23 protein-coding genes and 1 riboswitch are annotated in these 20238 nt (G+C 59.2%); of the genes, 5 read left to right on the top strand and 18 right to left on the bottom strand.

From position 1 onward, the window contains the following. Positions 1-28: 28 nt before the first annotated feature. Positions 29-2773 (bottom strand): DNA polymerase I, encoded by a 2745-nt coding sequence (gene polA / locus BLT77_RS00615; RefSeq protein WP_090360200.1) that lies wholly within the window; start codon positions 2771-2773, stop codon positions 29-31. Positions 2774-2800: 27 nt separating this feature from the next. After that, on the bottom strand, positions 2801-3145 hold the full coding sequence (locus BLT77_RS19935; protein WP_143026524.1) for a hypothetical protein: 345 nt from the start codon (positions 3143-3145) through the stop codon (positions 2801-2803). Between the two features lie 86 nt (positions 3146-3231). Here BLT77_RS19935 and elbB point away from each other — a divergent pair, with 86 nt between their 5' ends. Further along, a complete protein-coding gene (elbB, locus tag BLT77_RS00620) occupies positions 3232-3888 on the top strand; it encodes an isoprenoid biosynthesis glyoxalase ElbB (RefSeq protein ID WP_090360204.1) in 657 nt (218 codons plus the stop codon). A 371-nt stretch (positions 3889-4259) separates the two neighbouring features. On the opposite strand, the gene BLT77_RS00625 is transcribed toward elbB, so the two are convergent. The 3 genes from BLT77_RS00625 to BLT77_RS00635 are packed head-to-tail and all read right to left on the bottom strand — an operon-like array spanning position 4260 to position 6013. Beyond that, positions 4260-4691, bottom strand: a complete 432-nt coding sequence (locus BLT77_RS00625; RefSeq protein WP_218126879.1) for a GNAT family N-acetyltransferase — start codon at positions 4689-4691, stop codon at positions 4260-4262. A gap of 12 nt (positions 4692-4703) precedes the next feature. Continuing rightward, positions 4704-5348: an HD domain-containing protein gene (locus BLT77_RS00630; RefSeq protein WP_090360214.1), complete on the bottom strand. Its 645-nt coding sequence runs from the start codon at positions 5346-5348 to the stop codon at positions 4704-4706. Beyond that, complete coding sequence (locus BLT77_RS00635; protein ID WP_090360222.1) at positions 5348-6013, bottom strand: 7-cyano-7-deazaguanine/7-aminomethyl-7-deazaguanine transporter; 666 nt, start codon at positions 6011-6013, stop codon at positions 5348-5350. Before BLT77_RS00635 ends, BLT77_RS00630 begins: the two co-directional genes overlap by 1 nt. A 183-nt stretch (positions 6014-6196) precedes the next feature. Between BLT77_RS00635 and moeA the strand changes: the two genes are divergently transcribed. Then, on the top strand, positions 6197-7444 hold the full coding sequence (gene moeA, locus BLT77_RS00640) for a molybdopterin molybdotransferase MoeA (RefSeq protein ID WP_090360227.1): 1248 nt from the start codon (positions 6197-6199) through the stop codon (positions 7442-7444). Next, entirely contained in the window at positions 7444-8196 is a 753-nt protein-coding gene (gene moeB / locus BLT77_RS00645; protein WP_090360230.1) for a molybdopterin-synthase adenylyltransferase MoeB, read from the top strand. Before moeA ends, moeB begins: the two co-directional genes overlap by 1 nt. A 51-nt stretch (positions 8197-8247) precedes the next feature. On the opposite strand, the gene BLT77_RS00650 is transcribed toward moeB, so the two are convergent. Both BLT77_RS00650 and BLT77_RS00655 read right to left on the bottom strand, forming a co-directional pair. Further along, on the bottom strand, positions 8248-8421 hold the full coding sequence (locus BLT77_RS00650) for a YqaE/Pmp3 family membrane protein (RefSeq protein WP_090360233.1): 174 nt from the start codon (positions 8419-8421) through the stop codon (positions 8248-8250). 45 nt (positions 8422-8466) lie between these two features. Continuing rightward, positions 8467-9135, bottom strand: coding sequence for a TIGR01621 family pseudouridine synthase (locus tag BLT77_RS00655; RefSeq protein WP_090360237.1), 669 nt, complete (start codon positions 9133-9135; stop codon positions 8467-8469). Between the two features lie 193 nt (positions 9136-9328). On the opposite strand from BLT77_RS00655, the gene BLT77_RS00660 reads away from it, so the two are divergent. After that, positions 9329-9730, top strand: coding sequence for a GFA family protein (locus BLT77_RS00660; RefSeq protein ID WP_090360242.1), 402 nt, complete (start codon positions 9329-9331; stop codon positions 9728-9730). A gap of 47 nt (positions 9731-9777) precedes the next feature. Here the strand turns inward: BLT77_RS00660 and BLT77_RS00665 are convergent, their stop codons facing one another. From BLT77_RS00665 to moaA, 9 genes are all read right to left on the bottom strand, one after another. Next, positions 9778-10983, bottom strand: a complete 1206-nt coding sequence (locus BLT77_RS00665) for an alginate export family protein (protein ID WP_342707498.1) — start codon at positions 10981-10983, stop codon at positions 9778-9780. 272 nt (positions 10984-11255) lie between these two features. After that, positions 11256-12074: an ATP-binding cassette domain-containing protein gene (locus tag BLT77_RS00670; RefSeq protein ID WP_090360250.1), complete on the bottom strand. Its 819-nt coding sequence runs from the start codon at positions 12072-12074 to the stop codon at positions 11256-11258. Between the two features lie 2 nt (positions 12075-12076). Further along, positions 12077-12763 carry a molybdate ABC transporter permease subunit gene (gene modB / locus BLT77_RS00675; RefSeq protein WP_028111294.1) on the bottom strand — a complete coding sequence of 229 codons (687 nt, stop codon included), beginning with the start codon at positions 12761-12763 and terminating at the stop codon, positions 12077-12079. Then, positions 12747-13490, bottom strand: a complete 744-nt coding sequence (gene modA, locus BLT77_RS00680; protein WP_090360255.1) for a molybdate ABC transporter substrate-binding protein — start codon at positions 13488-13490, stop codon at positions 12747-12749. The genes modB and modA overlap by 17 nt, the downstream gene beginning before the upstream one ends. Positions 13491-13495: 5 nt before the next feature. Then, entirely contained in the window at positions 13496-13945 is a 450-nt protein-coding gene (gene moaE / locus BLT77_RS00685) for a molybdopterin synthase catalytic subunit MoaE (RefSeq protein WP_090360260.1), read from the bottom strand. A 2-nt stretch (positions 13946-13947) separates the two neighbouring features. Beyond that, a complete protein-coding gene (moaD, locus tag BLT77_RS00690) occupies positions 13948-14196 on the bottom strand; it encodes a molybdopterin synthase sulfur carrier subunit (protein WP_028111296.1) in 249 nt (82 codons plus the stop codon). Position 14197: 1 nt separating this feature from the next. Next, positions 14198-14680 (bottom strand): cyclic pyranopterin monophosphate synthase MoaC, encoded by a 483-nt coding sequence (gene moaC / locus BLT77_RS00695; protein ID WP_090360265.1) that lies wholly within the window; start codon positions 14678-14680, stop codon positions 14198-14200. A gap of 2 nt (positions 14681-14682) precedes the next feature. Further along, on the bottom strand, positions 14683-15207 hold the full coding sequence (moaB, locus tag BLT77_RS00700; protein ID WP_090360269.1) for a molybdenum cofactor biosynthesis protein B: 525 nt from the start codon (positions 15205-15207) through the stop codon (positions 14683-14685). A gap of 71 nt (positions 15208-15278) precedes the next feature. After that, complete coding sequence (gene moaA / locus BLT77_RS00705) at positions 15279-16259, bottom strand: GTP 3',8-cyclase MoaA (protein ID WP_090360274.1); 981 nt, start codon at positions 16257-16259, stop codon at positions 15279-15281. Continuing rightward, a riboswitch (molybdenum cofactor riboswitch) is annotated at positions 16248-16380 on the bottom strand. Its footprint overlaps the gene before it by 12 nt. A gap of 211 nt (positions 16381-16591) precedes the next feature. Between moaA and BLT77_RS00710 the strand changes: the two genes are divergently transcribed. After that, complete coding sequence (locus tag BLT77_RS00710) at positions 16592-18223, top strand: electron transfer flavoprotein-ubiquinone oxidoreductase (protein ID WP_090360279.1); 1632 nt, start codon at positions 16592-16594, stop codon at positions 18221-18223. A gap of 44 nt (positions 18224-18267) precedes the next feature. Here the strand turns inward: BLT77_RS00710 and BLT77_RS00715 are convergent, their stop codons facing one another. Beyond that, a complete protein-coding gene (locus BLT77_RS00715; RefSeq protein ID WP_090360282.1) occupies positions 18268-19308 on the bottom strand; it encodes a GGDEF domain-containing protein in 1041 nt (346 codons plus the stop codon). A 4-nt stretch (positions 19309-19312) separates the two neighbouring features. Continuing rightward, positions 19313-20161: a PfkB family carbohydrate kinase gene (locus BLT77_RS00720; RefSeq protein WP_090360286.1), complete on the bottom strand. Its 849-nt coding sequence runs from the start codon at positions 20159-20161 to the stop codon at positions 19313-19315. Positions 20162-20238: the final 77 nt, after the last annotated feature.

Consider the following 20238-nt stretch of genomic DNA (forward strand, 5'->3'; position numbering starts at 1 on the left):
CGACGGGCCATTTTTCGTCGGTGAAGGATCAGTGGGCCTGATCCCAATTGTCACCCACCCCGGCTTCGGCGATCAAAGGCACGTCCAGTTCGGCGGCGGTGGACATCAGATCGCACAGGGCGTTCCGGTGGGCGTCGGCAACCGACTCTTTGACTTCGAACACCAGTTCATCGTGCACCTGCATCAGCATGCGAATCTCATCATTGCACTGGGCATCCAGATAGCCGGCGACGTCGATCATCGCCCGCTTAATGATGTCGGCGGCGGTGCCCTGCATCGGCGCATTGATGGCGGTGCGCTCGGCAGCCTGTTGTCGCATCTTATTGCGGGCGTTGATGTCCGGCAGATGCAGACGACGGCCAAACAGGGTCTCGACGTACTGCTGTTCGTGGGCCTGCTTGCGGGTTTTCTCCATATAGGCCTTCACACCGGGGTAGCGGTCGAAGTAGACGTCGATGTAGCGCTGGGCTTCGCCGCGGGCAATACCCAGCTGCTTGGCCAGACCAAAAGCGGACATGCCGTAGATCAGGCCGAAATTGACGGCCTTGGCCCGGCGGCGCTGCTCACTGCTGACCTCGTCGAAGGCGACGCCAAATACCTCGGCGGCGGTGGCGCGGTGAACGTCTTTGCCGTGGGCGAAGGCGTCCAGCAGGCCGCTGTCCTGGGACAGATGCGCCATGATTCTCAGCTCAATCTGGGAGTAGTCAATGGCCAGCAGCTTATAGCCCTTAGGGGCGATGAAGGCCTGGCGAATGCGCCGTCCCTGTTCACTGCGAATCGGAATGTTCTGCAGGTTGGGATCGGAGCTGGACAGGCGGCCGGTGGCCGTGACAGCCTGGTGATAGGAGGTGTGTACCCGGCCACTGTTCTGGACCATCAACGGCAGTTTGTCGGTATAGGTGCTTTTCAGCTTGGCCAGGCTACGATGCTCCAGGATCAGCTTGGGCAGCTCATAGTCCTGGGCCAGATCCTGCAGCACCTCTTCGGCAGTGGAAGGGGCCCCTTTTGGGGTCTTCTTTAATACCGGGTAGCCGAGTTTTTCAAACAGTATCCGTTGCAGTTGCTTGGTAGAGGAGAGGTTGAAACTCTCGCCGGCCAGCTCATGGGCCTGCTGTTCCAGTGAATCCAGCAGGTTGCCGATTTCGCTGCTTTGTTGGTGCAGCAGGTCGCTGTCCAACAGGACGCCCTGGCGCTCGATGGCAGACAGAATCGGCACCAGAGGCATCTCGATGTCGCGGAATACCCGGTAACAGTCGGGCTGCTGTTGCAGCCGGGGCAGTAGGTGCCGATGCAATTGCAGGGTAATGACCGCATCCTCGGCGGCATAGGGGGCGGCCTGCTCCAACTCAATCTGGTTGAAGGTTTTTTGCTTGGCGCCTTTACCGGCAATCTCTTCGAAGTGAACGGTTTTGTGGCTCAGGTATTTGAGTGCCAGGTCGTCCATATTGTGTTTGCTGGCGGTACTGTTGAAGCAGTAAGACTCCAGCATGGTGTCAAACTCGATCCCCTTCAACTCGATGCCATAACGGGCCAGAACCGACATGTCGTATTTGAGGTTCTGACCGACTTTGTGTTTGTCCGGGTTTTCCAGCAAGGGTTTGAGACGGCTCAGTACCTGATCCCGGTCCAGCTGTTGTGGTGCTCCGTCGTAGTCATGGGTCAGCGGCAGGTAGGCGCCCCGGTCGACGTCGACGGCGAAGCTGATGCCCACCAGCTCCGCTTCCATGTAGTTGAGGCTGGTGGTCTCGGTGTCAAAGGCGAACAGTTCTGCCTGGCTGAGTTTGTCAAACCACAGGTCCCACTGTGCCTGGGTCAGGATGGTGTCGTGCTCAAAGGCGGTCGCTTCTGTGGCACGATTGTCACCACTGTTGCCGGTGGAGGCATTGGCTCCGCCATCCAGCAACTCAGCCAGCCAACGCTTGAACTCCATTTCGCCAAACAACTTGATCAGGGCATCTTTATCGGCCGAGATCACCTTCAGGTCATCGATGGTTTCGGTCAGTGACACATCCAGTTTGATGGTCGCCAACAGATAGGAGAGCCTGGCGGCTTCTTCATTTTCCCGTAGTTTTTTCGGCATGGTTTTGGCGCCGCGAAAGCCCAGTTCCGCCACCGCATCCGGGTCGCCATAGATGGCGTCCAGGCCGCCGATGCCCTGCAGCATTGCCAGGGCGGTTTTCTCTCCGACGCCGGGCAGGCCGGGAATGTTATCCACTTTATCGCCCATCATCGCCAGTAGGTCGATGATCAGCTCCGGGCCGACCCCGAATTTGTCGATTACACCCTGGGGATCCATGACGGTATCGGTCATGGTATTAATCAGGGTGATGTTGTCGGTGACCAGCTGGGCCATGTCCTTGTCGCCGGTGCTGATCACCACTTTATGTCCTGCGCGCTCAGCCTGTCTGGCCAGGGTGCCGATGACGTCGTCTGCCTCCACACCTTCGATCATGATCAGCGGCAATCCCATAGCCCGGATGATGTCGTGTACCGGCTGTATCTGACAACGCAGATCGTCAGGCATAGAGGGGCGTTGCGCCTTATATTCCGGATAGATATCGTCCCGGAAAGTCTTGCCCTTGGCATCGAACACCACCGCCAGATGACCGGGGTTAAATTGGCGGATCAGGCTGCGCAACATGTTGATGACCCCATACACGGCACCGGTGGGTTCGCCTTTGGAGTTGGTCAGGTGCGGTGGCGCATGGAAGGCGCGATACAGATAGGAGGAGCCGTCGACGAGGACTAAAGGATTTTCAGGTAGCTGAGCCATGGGGATACTGAGTAATAGAAGAGTTGGCTAAGGATGCCATGAGCGTGCCAATTTCGCCAGTCGTCGCGCATTTTCCACAGAGTTATCAACAGCCGAGACAAAAAGTTCATTCTGTGGATAAATCTGTGTGTTACTGGGTAAATAGAGGGATCCAACGAAAACGCGATCGAGATCAACGAATTCACTGTTCTTTATGTTTTTCAATTGGTTATAAAGTTGATCTGCGGCGATCTTGCGCACCGATCCGCTCCATCCCGTTTTGTGGATATTGCTATTTGCGTCTAAGTTGGCAGAGGGTGCCTTGTAAGGCTTGAAAACTGCTGGAATGCCATCCGACATCTGGCGAAATAAGTTAGCATAAAAAATCGCCATGTATAGAGATCGGTGTTAACAAATTAGCAATATTTGGCTATATAATTATTACTTTTTAGTCTCTAATGGAATAAGAGGAGAAGCTGATGAAACGGATCGCAGTGGTACTCAGTGGTTGCGGGGTGTTTGACGGATCGGAGATCCATGAGTCGGTACTGACGATGCTGGCCATAGAACGTAATGGAGCGGAATATCAGTGCTTTGCTCCGGACGTTGAGCAACTGCATGTGGTCAACCACCTCAGCGGTGAAGTGGTCGAGGGCGAGGTGCGAAACTGCCTGGTGGAGGCCGCCCGCATTGCCCGCGGCCAGATTCGGCCACTGTCGGAGTTGCATGTGGGGGAGTTTGACGCGCTGGTGGTGCCAGGCGGCTTCGGTGCGGCCAAAAACTTGTGTGATTTTGCCCTGGCCGGTACCGAGTGCCAGTTGAGCGAGGCGATGATGGTGGCGGCAACAGGATTTGCACAGGCGGGTAAGCCCGCCGGTTATCTGTGCATCAGTCCGGTGATGCTGCCACGGATCTATGGTGACGGGGTCGAGGGGACCATAGGCACGGATCATCAAACCGCGGCGGCGTTCAATGCCATGGGCGGACAGCACCACCCCTGTGCGGTGGAGGCGATCCATGTCGACCGGCGGCATAAGGTGGTAACAACGCCGGCCTACATGCTGGCCGATAGCTTGTCCCAGGCGGCGGAAGGGATCGATGCCTTGGTGGTGAAGCTGCTGGCTCTGTGTGAGTGAAGGGCAAAAAAAATGGCCAGCGATCGATGCTGGCCAAACCGTGTGAGCAATGCTGTGAGCTAAAACACCACCGACGTCTATTTGGTGGATAAGAGTTGGAACGCAGTTAAATAATAACTGTTCTCATTCTCATTGCAACCCTTTGTTGTCGTTTTTTTGAGGCTTTTTTTGTTGCCCCGACGGCGATGAACGGTGCATCTGAGGGAAGGGGCGTTTGCGGCGCAAAAAAATGGCCAGCGATCGATGCTGGCCAAACCGTGTGGGTAATGCGGTGCGCTAAGGACCAACAGGGGCGCTCAGGTGGTGAAGTATTGGAGTTTACTCAAGTGGTCGCTCCTTTCATCCTCACTGCGTCCGCTATCGGTTATTTTTTACAAACTCTTTTCCAGAAGGATGCGGTAATCCAATGGCGTGTCACTGGCTCGCTCCATGTCCACCAGATGGTAGCCCTTGCCCAGCAGCATCCGCAGCATGGCCGGGTAGCGGTTGCGGCTCTTCACCTTGATCAGGCTGTAGCCCTGTTCGGCCACCCATTGTTCCTGGCCTTGCAACAGCGCTTTGGCGATCCCCAGGCCACGAAAGTCCGGCAATACGGCCCCAAGCCAGGAGTAAAAATCGGTCTCATTGAGGGCGTAACCCACTTTGAACGCCGCCGCTTCGCCTTCGACTTCGGCAATCTGAATCAGGTGCGGTACGTCATTCAGCCGTTGTTGATAGGTTTCCAGCGGGTAGGGGCGATCCAACTCCGGCACCTGTTCGACCAGAGCCATTACTTCTTCAATACTGCCTGTACGCCAGTTCATGTGGTACATCTCCTACTCCGGAAGTTCAGATTTTAGTTGATCAATAAAGCTTTCCATCCAGCGCCAACGACGTTCGCCCTCCTGGCGACCGGCGACGGTTTTCAGTTGCCCCGGCAGGTGTTGCAGCTTAACGAAAAAATGGTCCAGGCTGTAGCGGTTGTCGTCATACTCCCGCTGTTCGGCGAAGGGATCCTGGCCGTGATACAGCTCGCTCTGCCATTGTCCCCCCAGCATCAGACACCGTGCGGTGCCGATGGCACCCAGGGCATCGAGGCGATCGGCATCTTGCAGCACCCGGGCTTCCAGGGTGGTGGTTTCCAGGCCCGCAGACCAGCTGTGGCTGGCGATGGCGTGGTGGATGGGTGGCAGCAGGGACTCGGGGTAGCCCTGTTGGCTTAACCATTGAATGGCGGCATCGGCACTGAGGGTTGAGGCCTGACTGCGGCGGGGATCCCGCTTGTCTACGGAGACGCAATCGTGAAGGTAGGCCGCCGGCAGCAACACATCCAGTTGGGCGGCCTCGGCCCGTCCCAGCTTGTCGGCGGTGGCCACGACCCTCAGGACATGATCCAGGTCGTGAGCGGCATCGCTTTGGTTCTCGGACAGCCAGGCCAGGCTGGCTGTGATCAGTGAATCATTGAAATGCCGCAGGCTCATTAGGCGAGGGTCCTTTGTATTGAGTTGTCTGACAGCAAGATACGGTCCGACAGAAATTTCAGTAAAACGCCATAAGCTGGCAGAAACAGTCCCAGACTGATCAGCAACTTAAAGCCATAGTCGACGCAGGCGATCTCCGGCCAGTGGCTGGCCATAAAGGGATCCGAGCTGGCATAGAATGCCACTGAAAAGAACACCAGGGTATCGATCAGGTTCCCAAAAATGGTGGATGCCGCGGGCGCAACCCACCATTGTCTGGTCTGGCGCAGTCGAGCGAACACCTTGATGTCCATTAACTGGCCGAACAGGTAGGCGGCGAAGCTGGCGAAGGCGATGCGGGCGACGAAGGTATTGAAGCTCATCAGCCCCTCGCTGCCCTGGAACTGGCCCTCAAAGAACAAAACGGAGATGACGTAGCTGGCCAGCAGTGCCGGCATCATGGCCCCAAAGATGATTTTACGGGCCGATGAGGCACCAAAAATCCGCACCGTCAGATCCGTGGCCAGATAGACAAAGGGAAAACTGAAGGCGCCCCAGGTGGTATGCAGACCAAAGATCTGGAACGGGAGTTGCACCAGATAGTTGCTGGCGGTAATAACAATAATGTGAAAGCTGACCAGAATGATCAGGGCGCGTTTCACCTGCGCCGCGGTAAGTTGCAACATAATGTCACCTTTTTGGTAAGCGGGGTGAGGGAACCCGAAAGACTGAATGCCTGACCGTTGTCAGGGGGCGCAAATTATAGCCAGCCAAAACCAAAAAACAAGAGGGGAAGGGGGAGTCGATCAATAGGCTTATGTGCGGTGCAGTGGCATAATGAGCGCCATTATGGCTCGAGAGGCGAAGAGATGGCACAGCAGGATTGTTGCAGCCAGCCGGGACTGATGCTCCCGGCGGCCGCGTTGGAAAAGATGTACGGCGCCTGTGAACCCCTGATTCAGGTTGAAGAGGTGGCCCTGGAGGAAGCGGTAGGCCGGGTATTGGCTCAGGACGTGTGTTCTGCCATCGACCTGCCTGGGTTTGATAACTCCTCCATGGACGGTTACGCCGTGCGGGCGGCCGAGGTAGTGCAGGGGCAGCCGCTGGCCATCGCCGGCAAGGCGTTTGCCGGGTTACCCTTTGACGATGACGTGCCAGCCGGTGCCTGTGTCCGCATCATGACCGGTGCCCCGTTGCCGCCGCAGATGGACGCCATCATCATGCAGGAAGAAGCCGACGCCGAGGGGGATCAGGTTCGATTCCGGGTTGAGGTGGAACCGGGCTTCTTCGTTCGTCATCGCGGCAGCGAGCTTAAGCAGGGGCAGCAGGTGCTGGCACGCGGTACCCGCATCGGTGCCGCCGAGATCGGGGTTCTGGCCACGGTGGGCCATGGCCGGGTCCAGGTGCTGAAGCCGTTGACGGTGGCCCTGTTCTCCACCGGTGATGAGCTGGTGCCTCCCGGGCAACCGCTGCAGGCCGGTCAGATTTATGACTCCAACCGCCATGCCCTGAGAACCATGTTGCAGGCCATGGGCGCCCAGGTGATCGACCTTGGGGTGATTGCCGATGATCTCGAGCAGGTTCGCGATGCCTTCCGCCGCGCCGATGAGCTGGCCGATGTGGTGGTGACCTCCGGCGGTGTCTCTGTCGGTGAAGCCGACTACATCAAGGTGGTGTTGGATGAGATGGGCAAGATTAACTTCTGGAAGCTGGCCATCAAGCCCGGCAAGCCGTTTGCCTTTGGCAAGCTGCCGAACTCCTGGTTCTGTGGTCTGCCGGGCAACCCGGTCTCCTCGATGGTGACCTGTTACCAGTTGGTGCAGCCGTTCCTGCAGCATCTGGGCGGCGAGCAGCGCCAGCAGGCGCTGACCCTGACCGCCACCCTGACCGACCGCATTCGCAAGAAGCCCGGGCGGCAGGAGTACCAGCGAGGGGTGTTGTCCCGTGACAGCGACGGCCAGCTGCGGGTGGAGACCACCGGCGCGCAGGGATCGGACATGACCACCTCCATGAGCCGGGCCAACTGCTTTATCGTGCTGGCTCGGGATGAGGGCGGCCTGGAGCCCGGTGCTCAGGTGTCGGTAGAGCCCTTCAATCAGGTTCTGGGGGGCTTGTGATGGAGATTTTGTCTGATCAGGAGATGATGCGTTACAACCGTCAGATCGTGATTCCCGCGTTCGACCTCGACGGTCAGGAAGCCCTCAAGCAGGCCCGCATCCTGGTAATTGGTGTCGGCGGTCTGGGCTGCGGGGCGGCTCAGTATCTGGCGGCGGCCGGGGCGGGTCGGTTGACCCTGGTGGATTTTGATCATGTGGAGACCCACAACCTGCAGCGTCAGATTCTGCATACCGATGCCCGGGTCGGCATGAACAAGGCCCAGTCCGCCCGCAGTGCCATTGCCGAACTCAACCCCCACGTCGAGGTGGCGGTGATCGAGCATAAGCTCGATGCCGAGCAGTTGGCGCAGCAGGTGGCAGAACACAGCATCGTCCTGGATTGCACCGACAACCTGGATACCCGCAATCAATTAAACCAGGCGTGTTTCAATGCCAAAGTGCCACTGGTGTCCGGGGCGGCGATCCGCATGGAGGGGCTGGTGACGGTGTTGAATTACGCCGACGATCAGCCGTGTTATCACTGTTTTTCCGCTATGTTTGGCAACCAGCAGCTGTCCTGTGTCGAAAGTGGCATCCTGGCGCCGGTGGTGGGACTGGTCGCCTGCATTCAGGCCACCGAAGCGATCAAGCAGTTGTCCGGCATGGGCAAGCCGCTGCATGGCCGTATGTTGATGATCGACGCCATGACTATGCAATTTCGGGAGATGAAGGTGCCTAAGGCGCCGGGCTGCAAGGTGTGCGGCCAGGATTAATCGCTCTATCGAGACAATAAGGCGCCAATGGCGCCTTTTTTTGTGTCTGAGTCAGGGGCTCCGGCGGTGGACGACCCACAGGGCGTGAAGAATGCCGGGGACAAAGAACAGCAGGCAGGCCAGCAGGTTCACCAGCAGGTCCCGTCCCAGCCCCCGGTGCAGGAACACCGCCACAGGGGGCAGAAGGATGGCAATCAGCGTCAGCAACAGGGTATCAGTGTCCATGGGTACGCCCTCCGGTTCTCTTAAGTATAGCGCTGAAAGGTCGAGCTATTTGGGCCACAGGGGCGGTGTCTGTTGCCACTGTTGCAGCTGCGTCAGCAGCGCCGGAGCCTGAAACTCCGCGCCCTGTTTTGGCAGGGCATAGAAGTGGTGCTCTTGTCCGCCAAGATCAAAGGTCAGGCTGAGCGCGTGCAGGTAGGTGCGTTCGGCTTCGCTGCCACCGTACAGCGCGTCGCCGAGAATGGGGGCACCCAGACTCTTGAGAGTGACGCGGATCTGGTGGGTTTTTCCGGACAGCGGCCGCAGCAGGTAGGCGCGTTGCCCCTGCCCCAGACCGTGGCTGACAAACTGGGTGTGGGCCGGATTGCCTTCGCCCTCCCTGGCCAGTTTCCAGGCACCGCGGCGGGCCTTGACGATGTGGCCTTTGATGCTGCCCTGCTTCTTTTTGGGCTTGCGATCCGACAACGCCAGGTAGCGCTTCTCCATTCGGTGGCCGCTGAACGCCTCGGTGAGCGCGGCGGCCGTGGCCGGATTGGTGGCCAGCACCAGCACGCCGGAGGTGACGGTGTCGAGCCGGTGTACCGGGTAGAGTTTCAATGACAGCTGTCGCTCCAGTTGCACCACCAGGCCCGGTTGGCCATCCTGGCTGTGGAAATGGATGCCAGCGGGTTTGTTGATCACCACGAAGTCGGGGTGTTGGTGCAGAATTGGAATCATCATGAACTCAAGGGAAAACGACTAAAGTGCCTGACCACAGGCGCCGAAAGGCACCAGTGTAGCAGATGCGACGGGCAGGTTGATAAAGCCTGGGGAGGGTTAGGGTACCTCGATGATGCCCGGCGGCCGTTTGCCTGGCCCGGCGTCGGTCTGATAGCGTGGATACCCAATTGTCGACACAAGGATCTGGCCCATGAGTCCCATCCCCTCCATCGCCCGCTGCAGTTGCGGCCAACTTCAGGCCGAAGTGACAGGTGCGCCGCTGCGGGTGTCGGTGTGCCACTGCCGGGCCTGCCAGCGCCGCAGTGGCAATGTGTTTGCCACTCAGGCCCGCTTTGCGGAGCAGCAGGTGCAGGTAAGCGGCGAGTCGAGCCGGTACCGGCGGCAGGCGGACAGCGGCAATGAAGTCGAGTTTCATTTCTGCCCCCAATGTGGTGCCACGGTGTATTTTCGTCTGCTGGCCCTGCCCGGTGCCATCGCCATTCCGGTGGGCGCCTTTGCCGACAATGGCTTTGCTGCTCCCGAGCTGTCCATTTACGAGGTGCGCCAACACCCCTGGGTGCGGATGCCGGACGACATCGATCACCATCCATAACAGAAAAAAGCCAGGCACAGGCCTGGCTTGGTCACGAGGGCGCGGCGTCAGAAGTGGGCACCGACCCACAGCCACAGCTTGTCGGTATCCACCTTATCGCTGGCGGCGTCGCCGGCGGAGTAGGTGGCGTACTTAATGCCGCCGTTGTAGTGCTTGGCGAACTTGGTGGTGTACTGCAGATTCCACTCATCGCCGAGATCGCTGACCCCCGGGGTGGACTGTTCGGCATCGAAGTCGTGGTAGGCCAGGGTCCAGGTGCCCAGCGGCAGTTGACCCGTCAGGGTCAGGTAGAGATCCTCCAGCCCCTGGCTGGGGGTGGTCAGGAACTGATCGGCCCAGCCGTTGAACTTATGCAGGGTGGCCAGCGGGGTGGCAAAGCCGTAGTTGCCGCTGTCAGACCCCAGCACTTCGTAGCCCAGGGTGGCCTTCAGGCCAAACAGGCCGACACCCCCCTCCAGCAGCCAGTAATCGGCGTCGAAACTGGTGCCGGCGCTGTCCGACTCCTGGGTGGCCCATTCGGCGGCGTAGGATACCGTGGTGCCTCTCAGGTCGGTGTTGCCGGCAAAGCGTACGCCCCAGGTGTCTAGGTCGTTGTCGGTGTTGTCGTCGACTTCCAGCAGATAGCCATAGCCCACCAGGGTGCCGAAATCGGTCTTGTAGCTGGCGTTCAGCAGATGGTCATCGGCGTTGACGTCGCGCTCCTCGGCGAAGATGCGGTTGCGCTGGCTGAGATAGCCGTAGTTGAGGCTCAGGTTCTTCATCGGTGTGTAGCCGATGGTGGCACCGTCGAAGGTCTGCCGATCCTGGCGCCAGCCTACGTGACCGACGAAGCGCTGATTGTCCCAGGCGATCACCTGGCGGCCGAGTTTGATGGTCATCATACGGTTTTTGTACTGCAGCAGTGCCTGATCCAGTTCGGTCGTTTCCGGATCGGCGATCACCGAATAGTCCGGCCGGGATTCCAGTCCGTCGTCGTAGTCATCGACACCGAATACCTGGCGGGAGTCTTCAAACTCTACCAGGGCAGAGAAGCCGTAGGCGGCACCGGTCTCATAGGTCAGTCGGGTTCTCAGGGTAAGGGCATCGGCGTCCTTAAGGGGGTTGTCCTGCTGCACATTCTCATAGCGCATTCGCAGATCCAGGGTGGCCTTGCCGGAGGTGATGGCGTTGGCCACCGGGTCGGTGGCGGCGAACAGCCAGCCGGGGGTAAGAGCCAGCGCCAGTGACGCGGCCAGAGTCATCAGTTTCATCATCCATTCCTTAGTTATTGCGAGTCACTCCGTTCCGGGCGCCTCGATCCTTGGCCCGGTGGTGTTACCGAATCCTCCTGTCGGTTTCCTTAAGTGATAACTCTAATTTAGCCGTTTACGTCACTTTTGCAGTAATAATCATCATTTTCTGTGTAACGCCAGCGACATGGTTGTGAATGGATTTCAGTTGTTGGGGCTGGACGCCAGGCTGAATAGCTTGTCGTTATCGGACTGTGCCGGACCGCCCGGGAGGAGGGGCCCTTCCCGGGGGTAATTCAGGACTGAGTCTTGCTCTTCAGCCAGCGGGGCTCGGACACCAGGCCCACCACCTGACCGGGACGCAACTCCGGCCCGTGCTCTGCCAGCTTCAGGGTCAGTTCACCGGTGTCGGCATTGTAGTGGCTCACCTCGGCATGGCCTCGGCGCTTGGGCAGGTGATCGCCGACATCGCTGGTGGGGCCGATGGCGTCGATCTTGCCGTGACCCATCAGAATCAGCGGATCACACAGGTTGAGGGTTTCCGACACCGAATGGCTGATGTAGACCATGGGGAACGGAGTGGCGGTGTCGTTAAGAAAGCCCATCAGGTGCTGGCGGCTGGCAAAATCCAGTGCCGCCAGGGGCTCATCCAGCAGCAGGATTTTCGGTGCCGCCATCAGCGCCCGGGCGATGGCGACCCGTTGCCGCTGGCCAGCGGACAGTGACGGTGCCGGCTTCTCCATCAGCGGCCGAATGTCGCAGCCGTCGATCACTTTCTGCAGGGGAATGAATTTGTCTTTGGCCTGGCGCCGGGCCAGATCCAGGTTGCCTCGAACCGTCAGGTGCGGAAACAGTCGGCTGTCCTGAAATACCATGCCGATGCGGCGCTGCTCCGGTGGCACAAACAGCCCCTTGGCGCTGTCCTGCAACACCACCCCATCCAGTTCGATGGTGCCTTCCAGCTCCCGGTTGAGTCCGGCAATGGCCCGCAGCAGCGAGGTCTTGCCAGCCCCGGACGGGCCAAACAGACCGGTGATGCCGCGCATCTCCAGATCGCACTTGGCTTCCAGATTAAACTGGCCCAGTTGCCCCTTCAGGTCGAATTTCAGTTGCATGCTTACCAGTATCCCCAGCGGCGTTCATTTTGTTGCAGGAAACCGTAGATGAACACCAGCAGCGACATGGACAGGACCAGCAGGCCGCCCGCCAGGGTGTGGGCCTGGTCATAGGCCAGGGCCTCTACGTGTTCAAACAGGGCGATGGAGATCACCTGGGTTTCTCCGGGAATGTTGCCGCCAATCATCAATACCACCCCGAACTCCCCCAGGGTGTGGGCGAATCCCAGCATCGACGCCAGCAGAAAACTGCGCTTGGTCATGGGGAACACCACATAATGGAAGCGTTGCCAGCGGCCCATGCCCAGGGTGGCGGCCGCCTCCAGTTCGCCGGTGCCCATGGTGACAAAGCCGGATTGCAGTGGCTGTACCACAAACGGCAGAGAATAGATCATCGAGCCGATCACCAGCCCGGTGAAGGAGAACGCCAGTGACTGGCCAAACAGCTCCTGAAAGGTCGAGCCCATGGCGTACTGGGGGGAGAACGCCAGTAGCAGGTAGAAGCCCAGCACCGTCGGCGGCAGCACCAGCGGCAGGGCCACCACGGCTTCCACCATGGGCCGCAACCGGGAGCGGCTGTGGGCCAGCCACCAGGCCAGTGGCGGGCACACCAGAATCAGGGCGATGGTGGTGATGGTGGCCAGTTTGAAGGTGACCCACAGGGCCTCGATATCAGCGGACAGCAACATAGCTGCTGACCTGGTATCCGGCGTCGGAAATCAATTGGTGTTGTTCGGCCATAAAGGTCAGCAGTTGCTGGGCCACCTCAGGGTATTGGCTGCGGCTCAGAACCACGGCCTGCTGCTCCAGTGGGCTGTAGTAGCTGTCCGGAATGATCCAGTAGCGATCCGGGCTGACGTTGGCGGAGCGCAGTTGCGACAGCGCCACCAGGCCGGCCTGGACGTTACCGCTGTCCACATACTGGTAGGCCTGCAGGATGTTGGCACCGGTGACGATGCGGCCATGGAGTCGTTCCTTGGCGTTGAGTCGAATCAGTACCTGGTTGGCGGCGGCCCCGTACGGTGCCAGTCTGGGGTTGGCAATGGACAGCTTATCCTGCCATTGGCTCAGGCTGGCTTCACTGGGGTGCCCCTGGCGTTGCCAGTAGGCCAGTTGGCCGATGGCGTAGGTGGTGCGGCTGCCGGAAACCGCTTTGCCATCGGCTTCCAACAGGGCAGGGCGCTCTTTATCGGCAGCCAGGAACAGGTCGAAGGGGGCACCGTGCTGGATCTGGGTGTAGAGGCCTCCGGTGGAACCGGAGGAGATCCGAATTCGGTGGCCGGTTTCGGCCTCGAAACGCTGGGCGACCTCGGAGAAAGTGTGGGCAAAATTGGCTGCCACGGCCACCTTCAGTTCCTGTGCGTGTGCGCTACAGCCGACGATCACCAGCAGGCTGGCGATAAAGAGACGCATCATAACGGTTATTCCTCGTGCCACATCTCGGCGGCTTGTTGGTCTGAGTCCTTGGCTTCCACCCAGTGGGCTTCGGCGTCGGTTTGCTCTTTTTTCCAGAACGGGGCCCGGGTCTTGAGGAAGTCGATCAGATACTCGCCGGCGGCGAAAGCCGCTTTGCGGTGGGCGCTGGAGACGCCGATAAACACAATCTGATCGCTCAGGCTCAGGGGGCCGACGCGGTGGATGATGGTCACTTCATCCAGTGGCCAGCGCTGGCGGGCCTCCTGCTCGATCTGGGTCAGTACCGCTTCGGTCATGCCGGGGTAGTGCTCCAACACCATGTTGGTGACCCCCTGGTTGTCACCGAAATCGCGGACCTTACCAACAAAGGTCACCACGGCACCGCAGGCGGGGTTGTCGGCCAGCCTGGCGTACTCGTCGGCGACGCAGAAATCTTGGGTTTGTACCCGGTTCATCATTAGCCTCCGGTTACTGGTGGGAAGAAGGCAACCTCATCACCGTCTTCCAGTTCGACCTGCCATTGGCTCAGCGTCTGGTTAACGGCCACTAACAGGTTGTCAGTTCCCAGGGCCTGTTCCCATTTGTCTCCCTGGGCAGCCAGGAAGGTGCGTAGGCTGTTGGTGGTCATGCAGTGCTGGTACTCCAGCTCAATCTGGTCAACACCAATCACTTCCCGCACCTGAGCGAAAAACAGAACCTTAATCATTTTATGCCTCGTCAATCTTAAAGTGGCCGGATTTGCCGCCACGCTTCTCGAGAAGCTTAACACCGTCGATGACCATATCCTTTTGCACCGCTTTACACATGTCGTAAATGGTGAGCGCCGCCACAGATGCGGCGGTCAGGGCTTCCATTTCGACGCCGGTTTGCCCGGACAGCTTGCACAGGCTGCGGATGCGAACCTGGCTGAGTTCGGGCTCCGGAATCAGATCCAGCTCCACCTTGGTCAGCATCAGCGGGTGGCACAGGGGAATCAGGTTGGAGGTCTGCTTGGCGGCCATGATGCCGGCGACGCGGGCGGTGGCAAACACATCCCCTTTGTGGTGACGTCCTTCAACGATCATTGCCAGCGTGTCCGGCGCCATCTTGACGATCGCTTCGGCACGGGCTTCACGCTCGGTCGCCTGCTTCTCGGTAACGTCCACCATGTGGGCTTCGCCCTTGGGGTTGATGTGGGTAAATCCGCTCATGTTCAGGCCTCAACCGGTTTCAGGTGGGTAACGAAGTTGCACGGCTTGTGGGTGCTGTCCAGCTGCTCCACCAGAATCTTGTTCCAGCCGGTGCGGCAGGCGCCGGTGGAGCCGGGCAGGCAGAAGATGGCGGTACGGTTGGCCATGCCGCCAATGGCGCGGCTCTGGACGGTGCTGGTGCCCAGTTCGGTAAAGGTGATGTGGCGGAACAGCTCGCCAAAGCCTTCGATCTGCTTGTCGAACAGTACTGCCACAGACTCCGGGGTGGAGTCGCGCTCGGTGAAGCCGGTACCGCCGGTGGTGATCACCACCTGCACGTTGTCGGAGGCGATCCACTCGGACAGGACGGCGCGAATCTGGTACTTGTCGTCCTTGATGATGCGGCGATCCGCCAGCTTGTGGCCGGCAGCCAGCAACGAGTCTTCCAGAAACTGGCCGGATTTGTCGGTGTCGAAATCGCGGGTATCGGACAGGGTCAGAACGGCGATGTTCAGAGGTACAAAATTAGCTTGTGACAGGTGTCCCATAATGGTGTCTCTTTGTTGGTTTAGCGCCCTAGTATATGGACGACTGAATTCGGTTAGTTGCGCTGGATCAGTTAGCCGCCTATCGACGCCAGATGCTGGGTGACGCCGGTCAGGCCCTGATGCAGCTGGTGAGTCTCGGTTTTCTGTTTCAGCTGTTGATGCAGGCGGGCGACCAGCGCCGCCTGATGATCATCGTGCCCCAGCAGGTCCCGCAGTTCCACGCCACATTCGGTGAACAGACACAGGTGCAGTTTGCCGATGGCGGAGACCCGTAAACGGTTGCAGGTGGCACAGAAATCTTTGGCGTAGGGCATGATCAGGCCGATGCGGCCCTGATAATCCGGGTGACTGAAGTTTTGTGCCGGGCCGTCAACCGGTCCCCGAGGGTCTTCGGTCCACCCCTGTGCCAACAGCTGCTGCTTGATCACCATGCCGGAGACGTGGTGACGCTGGAAATACTCCTGCCCCAGTCCGGTTTCCATCAGTTCGATAAAGCGGATGTCCACCGGGCGCCGGCGAATGTATTCCAGGAAGTTCGGCAGCTGGTGAGCGTTGAGTTCGTTCAGCAGTACCACATTGATTTTGACCTTGTGGTAGTCGGCGTCCAGCGCCGCCTCAATGCCATCGAGCACTTTTTGCTGGCGGCCATCGCCGGTGATCTGTCGAAACAGCTTTTCATCCAGGCTGTCGAGGGAGACGTTGATCTGACTCAGCCCCAGTTGACGCCAGCGATGAGCGTTCTCCGGCAGCCGGTAGCCATTGGTGGTGGTGGCGACGGTGTCGATGCCCGGGGTGTTGGCAGCCAGTTCAATGACCTGATCGAAGTCTTTGCGCAGGGTGGGTTCCCCGCCGGTGATGCGAATCTTGCGGGTGCCGACAGTGGCGAACGCCCGGATAACCCGGCCGATCTCGTCCACGGACAAAAAGCGGGATTTGCCACTGCGCTGATAGCCATCGGGCAGGCAGTATTGGCATTTGAAATTACAGGCGTCGGTAATGGAGAGACGCAGGTAATGAAATTCTCGACCATAGCGGTCTTGGAGTTCTGTCATGTGTCACCTTTCCAAACACGGGAGGTAGCGAGATTTCTCTGCGTTACCCTGGTGGCGGTATGCCACGGCTTGAAGACCATATATTCACTTAGGTCGGTCAAGCTCGGTTCACAACTTCCGCTAAGTTTAATCCATTATGTTCAACAACAACAATGTGGCTGGATCACAGAATTGATGCTGTTGTGAATCCTGTTTTGCTATAACGGTGAAAAATGAAACAACTGGTAGGAACAGCTAACGGTGGCTTTTCAACCAAACGCGCGTTTAATTTTTGTCGTTATGCAGTAAGCTAGGAGGCATTAGGGAGATAAGAACGACAAAGGAATAACAAGATGGAACGCGAATCAATGGAATTTGACGTGGTCGTTGTCGGCGCCGGCCCTGCCGGGCTTGCCAGTGCGATCCGCCTGAAACAACTCAATGCCGACCTGAACCTCTGTGTGGTCGAGAAGGGCGCTGAGGTCGGGGCCCACATTCTGTCCGGTGCGGTGTTTGAACCCCGGGCCCTGGATGAACTGCTGCCCGACTGGCAGGCTCTGGGGGCTCCGCTGAATACGCCGGTTACCGGCGATGACATCTACCTGCTCAAGGCAGACTCTGCCAAGCACTTCCCCAATGCCCTGGTGCCTAAAACCATGCACAACCACGGCAACTACATCACCAGTATCGGTAATCTGTGCCGCTGGCTGGCGGAGCAGGCCGAAGCACTGGGGGTGGAGATCTATCCGGGTTTTGCTGCATCTGAGCTGATCATCGAGCAGGGCGTGGTCAAAGGGATCACCACCGGTGACATGGGGGTGGGCGCCGATGGCGAGCACAAAGACAGCTACATGCCGGGGATGGAACTGCGGGGCAAATACACCCTGTTGTCGGAAGGGTGTCGAGGCCATCTGGGCAAGCAGGTGATCAGCCAGTACCGGCTGAGTCAGGGTGCCGATCCCCAGCATTATGGCATCGGTTTTAAGGAGATCTGGAAGGTACCTGCCGACCAGCACCGTCCTGGCCAGGTGGTGCACACCGCCGGTTGGCCGCTGGATGGCGAGGGCAGCGGCGGTGGTTATCTCTATCACGCCGATAACCATGAGGTGTGGGTGGGGCTGATCATTGATCTGAACTACAGCAACCCCCACCTGTCGCCGTTTGACGAGTTTCAGCGCTACAAGACCCATGGCGTAATTGCTCAACACCTGCAGGGCGGAGAGCGGGTTGCCTATGGCGCCAGGGCCATCACCAAGGGGGGGCTCAATGCCCTGCCGAAACAGCATTTCCCTGGTGGACTGTTGCTGGGGTGTGACGCCGGTACCCTGAACTTCGCCAAAATCAAGGGCACCCATACCGCCATGAAGTCGGGCATGGTGGCCGCCGAGGTGCTGGCCGGGGTGCTGACCGACTCCCACGCCGGTGGCGATGATCTGGCGCAGTACGCCGAGGCCGTTCAGCAATCCTGGCTCTATGATGAGCTGTATCGAGCCCGTAACTTTGGGCCGGCCATGCACAAGTTCGGCTCGCTGGCGGGCGGGGCATTCAACTATCTGGATCAGAACTGGTTCGGCGGTAAGCTGCCGTTTACTCTGCATGACACCAGTGACGATTACGACGGCATGCAGCCGTTGTCCCAGGCCAGGGTGATTGAGTATCCCAAGCCGGATGGCAAACTCAGTTTTGATCGGCTCAGTTCGGTGTATCTGTCCAACACCTTCCACGAAGAGGATCAGCCCTGCCACCTGAAACTGGCGGACGCCAGCATTCCCATTAAGGTGAATCTGGCCCGTTACGGTGAGCCAGCGCAGCGTTACTGCCCTGCCGGCGTGTACGAGGTGGTCTCGGAAGGGGGAGAGGATCAGTTTGTCATCAATGGCCAGAACTGCATCCATTGTAAAACCTGTGACATCAAGGACCCCAGTCAGAACATCACCTGGGTCGTTCCGGAGGGCGGCTCAGGTCCCAACTACCCGAATATGTAACCGGCCCTGTTCGGTTTCAAGCCCGCTTCGGCGGGCTTGTTGTTTCAGGCGATTACATAGCGGTTGCGCCCTTCAAGTTTTGCCTGGTTCAGGGCTTTTCCCGCTTGCTCTACCAGAGCGTCGGCGCCCTGCCCCGGAGTCCACTGGGCCACGCCGGCGCTGAGGGTGATGGTGTTGCTGATGGGGGAGTGGTTGTGAGCCACTGCGGCTTCTGCCACCTCGGTGCGCAGTTGTCTGAGCAGACGTTCGGCGCCGCCTTTATCGGTGGCGGGCAACAAAATGGCGAACTCTTCTCCGCCGTAGCGGGCAATGACGTCTGTCTGTCGGCGGCTGCAGTGCACCATCAGCTTGGCCAGGCCTTTCAGGCAGCGGTCGCCGGCCTTATGGCCATAATGGTCGTTGTAGCTGCGGAAGTAATCCACATCCAGCATTACCAGGGTCAGAGGGTTATGGGTACGGCGATTTTCTGCCACCAGTTGTCGAAGGCGCTGGTCAAAGCGGTTGCGGTTGGTGATGCCGGTGAGCCCATCCTGATCCGACTTTTGATTCATCAGTTGTTGCAGCTTGCGATAGCGTTCTTGCTGGCGCCGGCTGAGGTGGCTCCAGCGCCACAGGGTGTGCTGCACCTGCTGGGCCACCACCATGCTGATGGCCAGCAGGGTCAGGGCATACCAGGGGAAGGGGGATGTAGTGGTCAGGGCGTTCACCAGTGGCAGCAGCAGTGGCGTCAACAGTGCCATAATCGCCACAGGCCGGGTGTACAGGGTGATGGCACTGGTGAGAATGATCACGGCATCGGTGAGGATCAGGGTAGTGAGGTTGCCAGTGCCGATGCTCACTTGATGCAGGGCGATGAACGCCCCGGCGGCCAGCGTTTGCACCGGCAGTTGCCAGCCGGGGCCCCTTAGGGTGGCCAGTGGCTTTGCCAGCAGAGCCGATAAGCCCAGAAGAATCAGCATTGGCACCCAGCTCATCAGCTCACCGGAAGGGGGGTGCAGCAGCGCATTAACCGCTACCAGCAGCAGCAGCAAGCCGATTAGCCGCTGATAGCCGTGACGGGCGATCCTCCGAAGGTGAAATGCCATAAGCTCATCCTTGAGTGTGTTTGAGGAAACTCCTTAGCTTTTCGGAAGGGATAGAGCTGGCACTCTGAAGGGCAAAGGAAGCCCAACGGGCGCCCTGCTCCATGGCGTGCTGCAGATCCTGTTGCCTCAGCAGGCCGTCGATAAGTCCAGCTGCGTAGGCATCACCGGCCCCTGTGGTGTCCACCACCTCAGTCGCCATCGCTGCCACCGAAAAACTGCCATCTTGAGTATAGGCGATGGCACCGTTTTCGCCCTGGGTGACGATAAAGGCCTGTAAACTGCCACCGGCGATCTGCTGGCCAAATTGCCAGGGATCCTCGATGTGATGTTGCCCCAGGTCGTCCACCGAGGTGATCAGGTAGTGGCAGGGGCGGCGGCTGAGATCCTTGGGTAACTGGGCAATGACGGTAGCCTGTTGCAGCGCCGATTGCATCAGCTGGGGCAGACCTTCGGCGGTCAGGTTGACGTACAGAGCGTCCATCGGCTGATGGCTGAGGCTGGCGGGCAGCAGCAGTCGTGGCCGGTTCGGGCGTAAAATGGTGCGCTCGCCATCCGGTTCCATCAATAGCTGCAATGCCTGGGTCGGGCCAGGATGGCGGTGTACCTGCTGGCAGTCCAGTCCCAGTTGTTCGGCTTGTTGAAGCAGCCAGTCACCGAGATCATCTGAGCCGACCTGGCTTAGCAGGGCGACCTGATGGCCGGCCCAGGCCAGGGCGGTACCGGTGTTGGCAGCGCCGCCGCCAATCCGTTTACCCAGGTCTTCATAATGAATTCTGGCGCCGGTGGTCAAGGGACGGCTCAGTCGCAGAATGTGATCGCAGTTGAGGTTGGCGATGGTCAGTATTCGGGCCATGAGTGAGTTACTGTCGGCAAATGTTGACCCCGAGTATATCAACGACCCGGACAGGTTGCGCTAGTGCCAGGATCAAC

It is taken from the genome of Ferrimonas sediminum, from assembly GCF_900100175.1.
GTDB lineage: Bacteria > Pseudomonadota > Gammaproteobacteria > Enterobacterales > Shewanellaceae > Ferrimonas > Ferrimonas sediminum.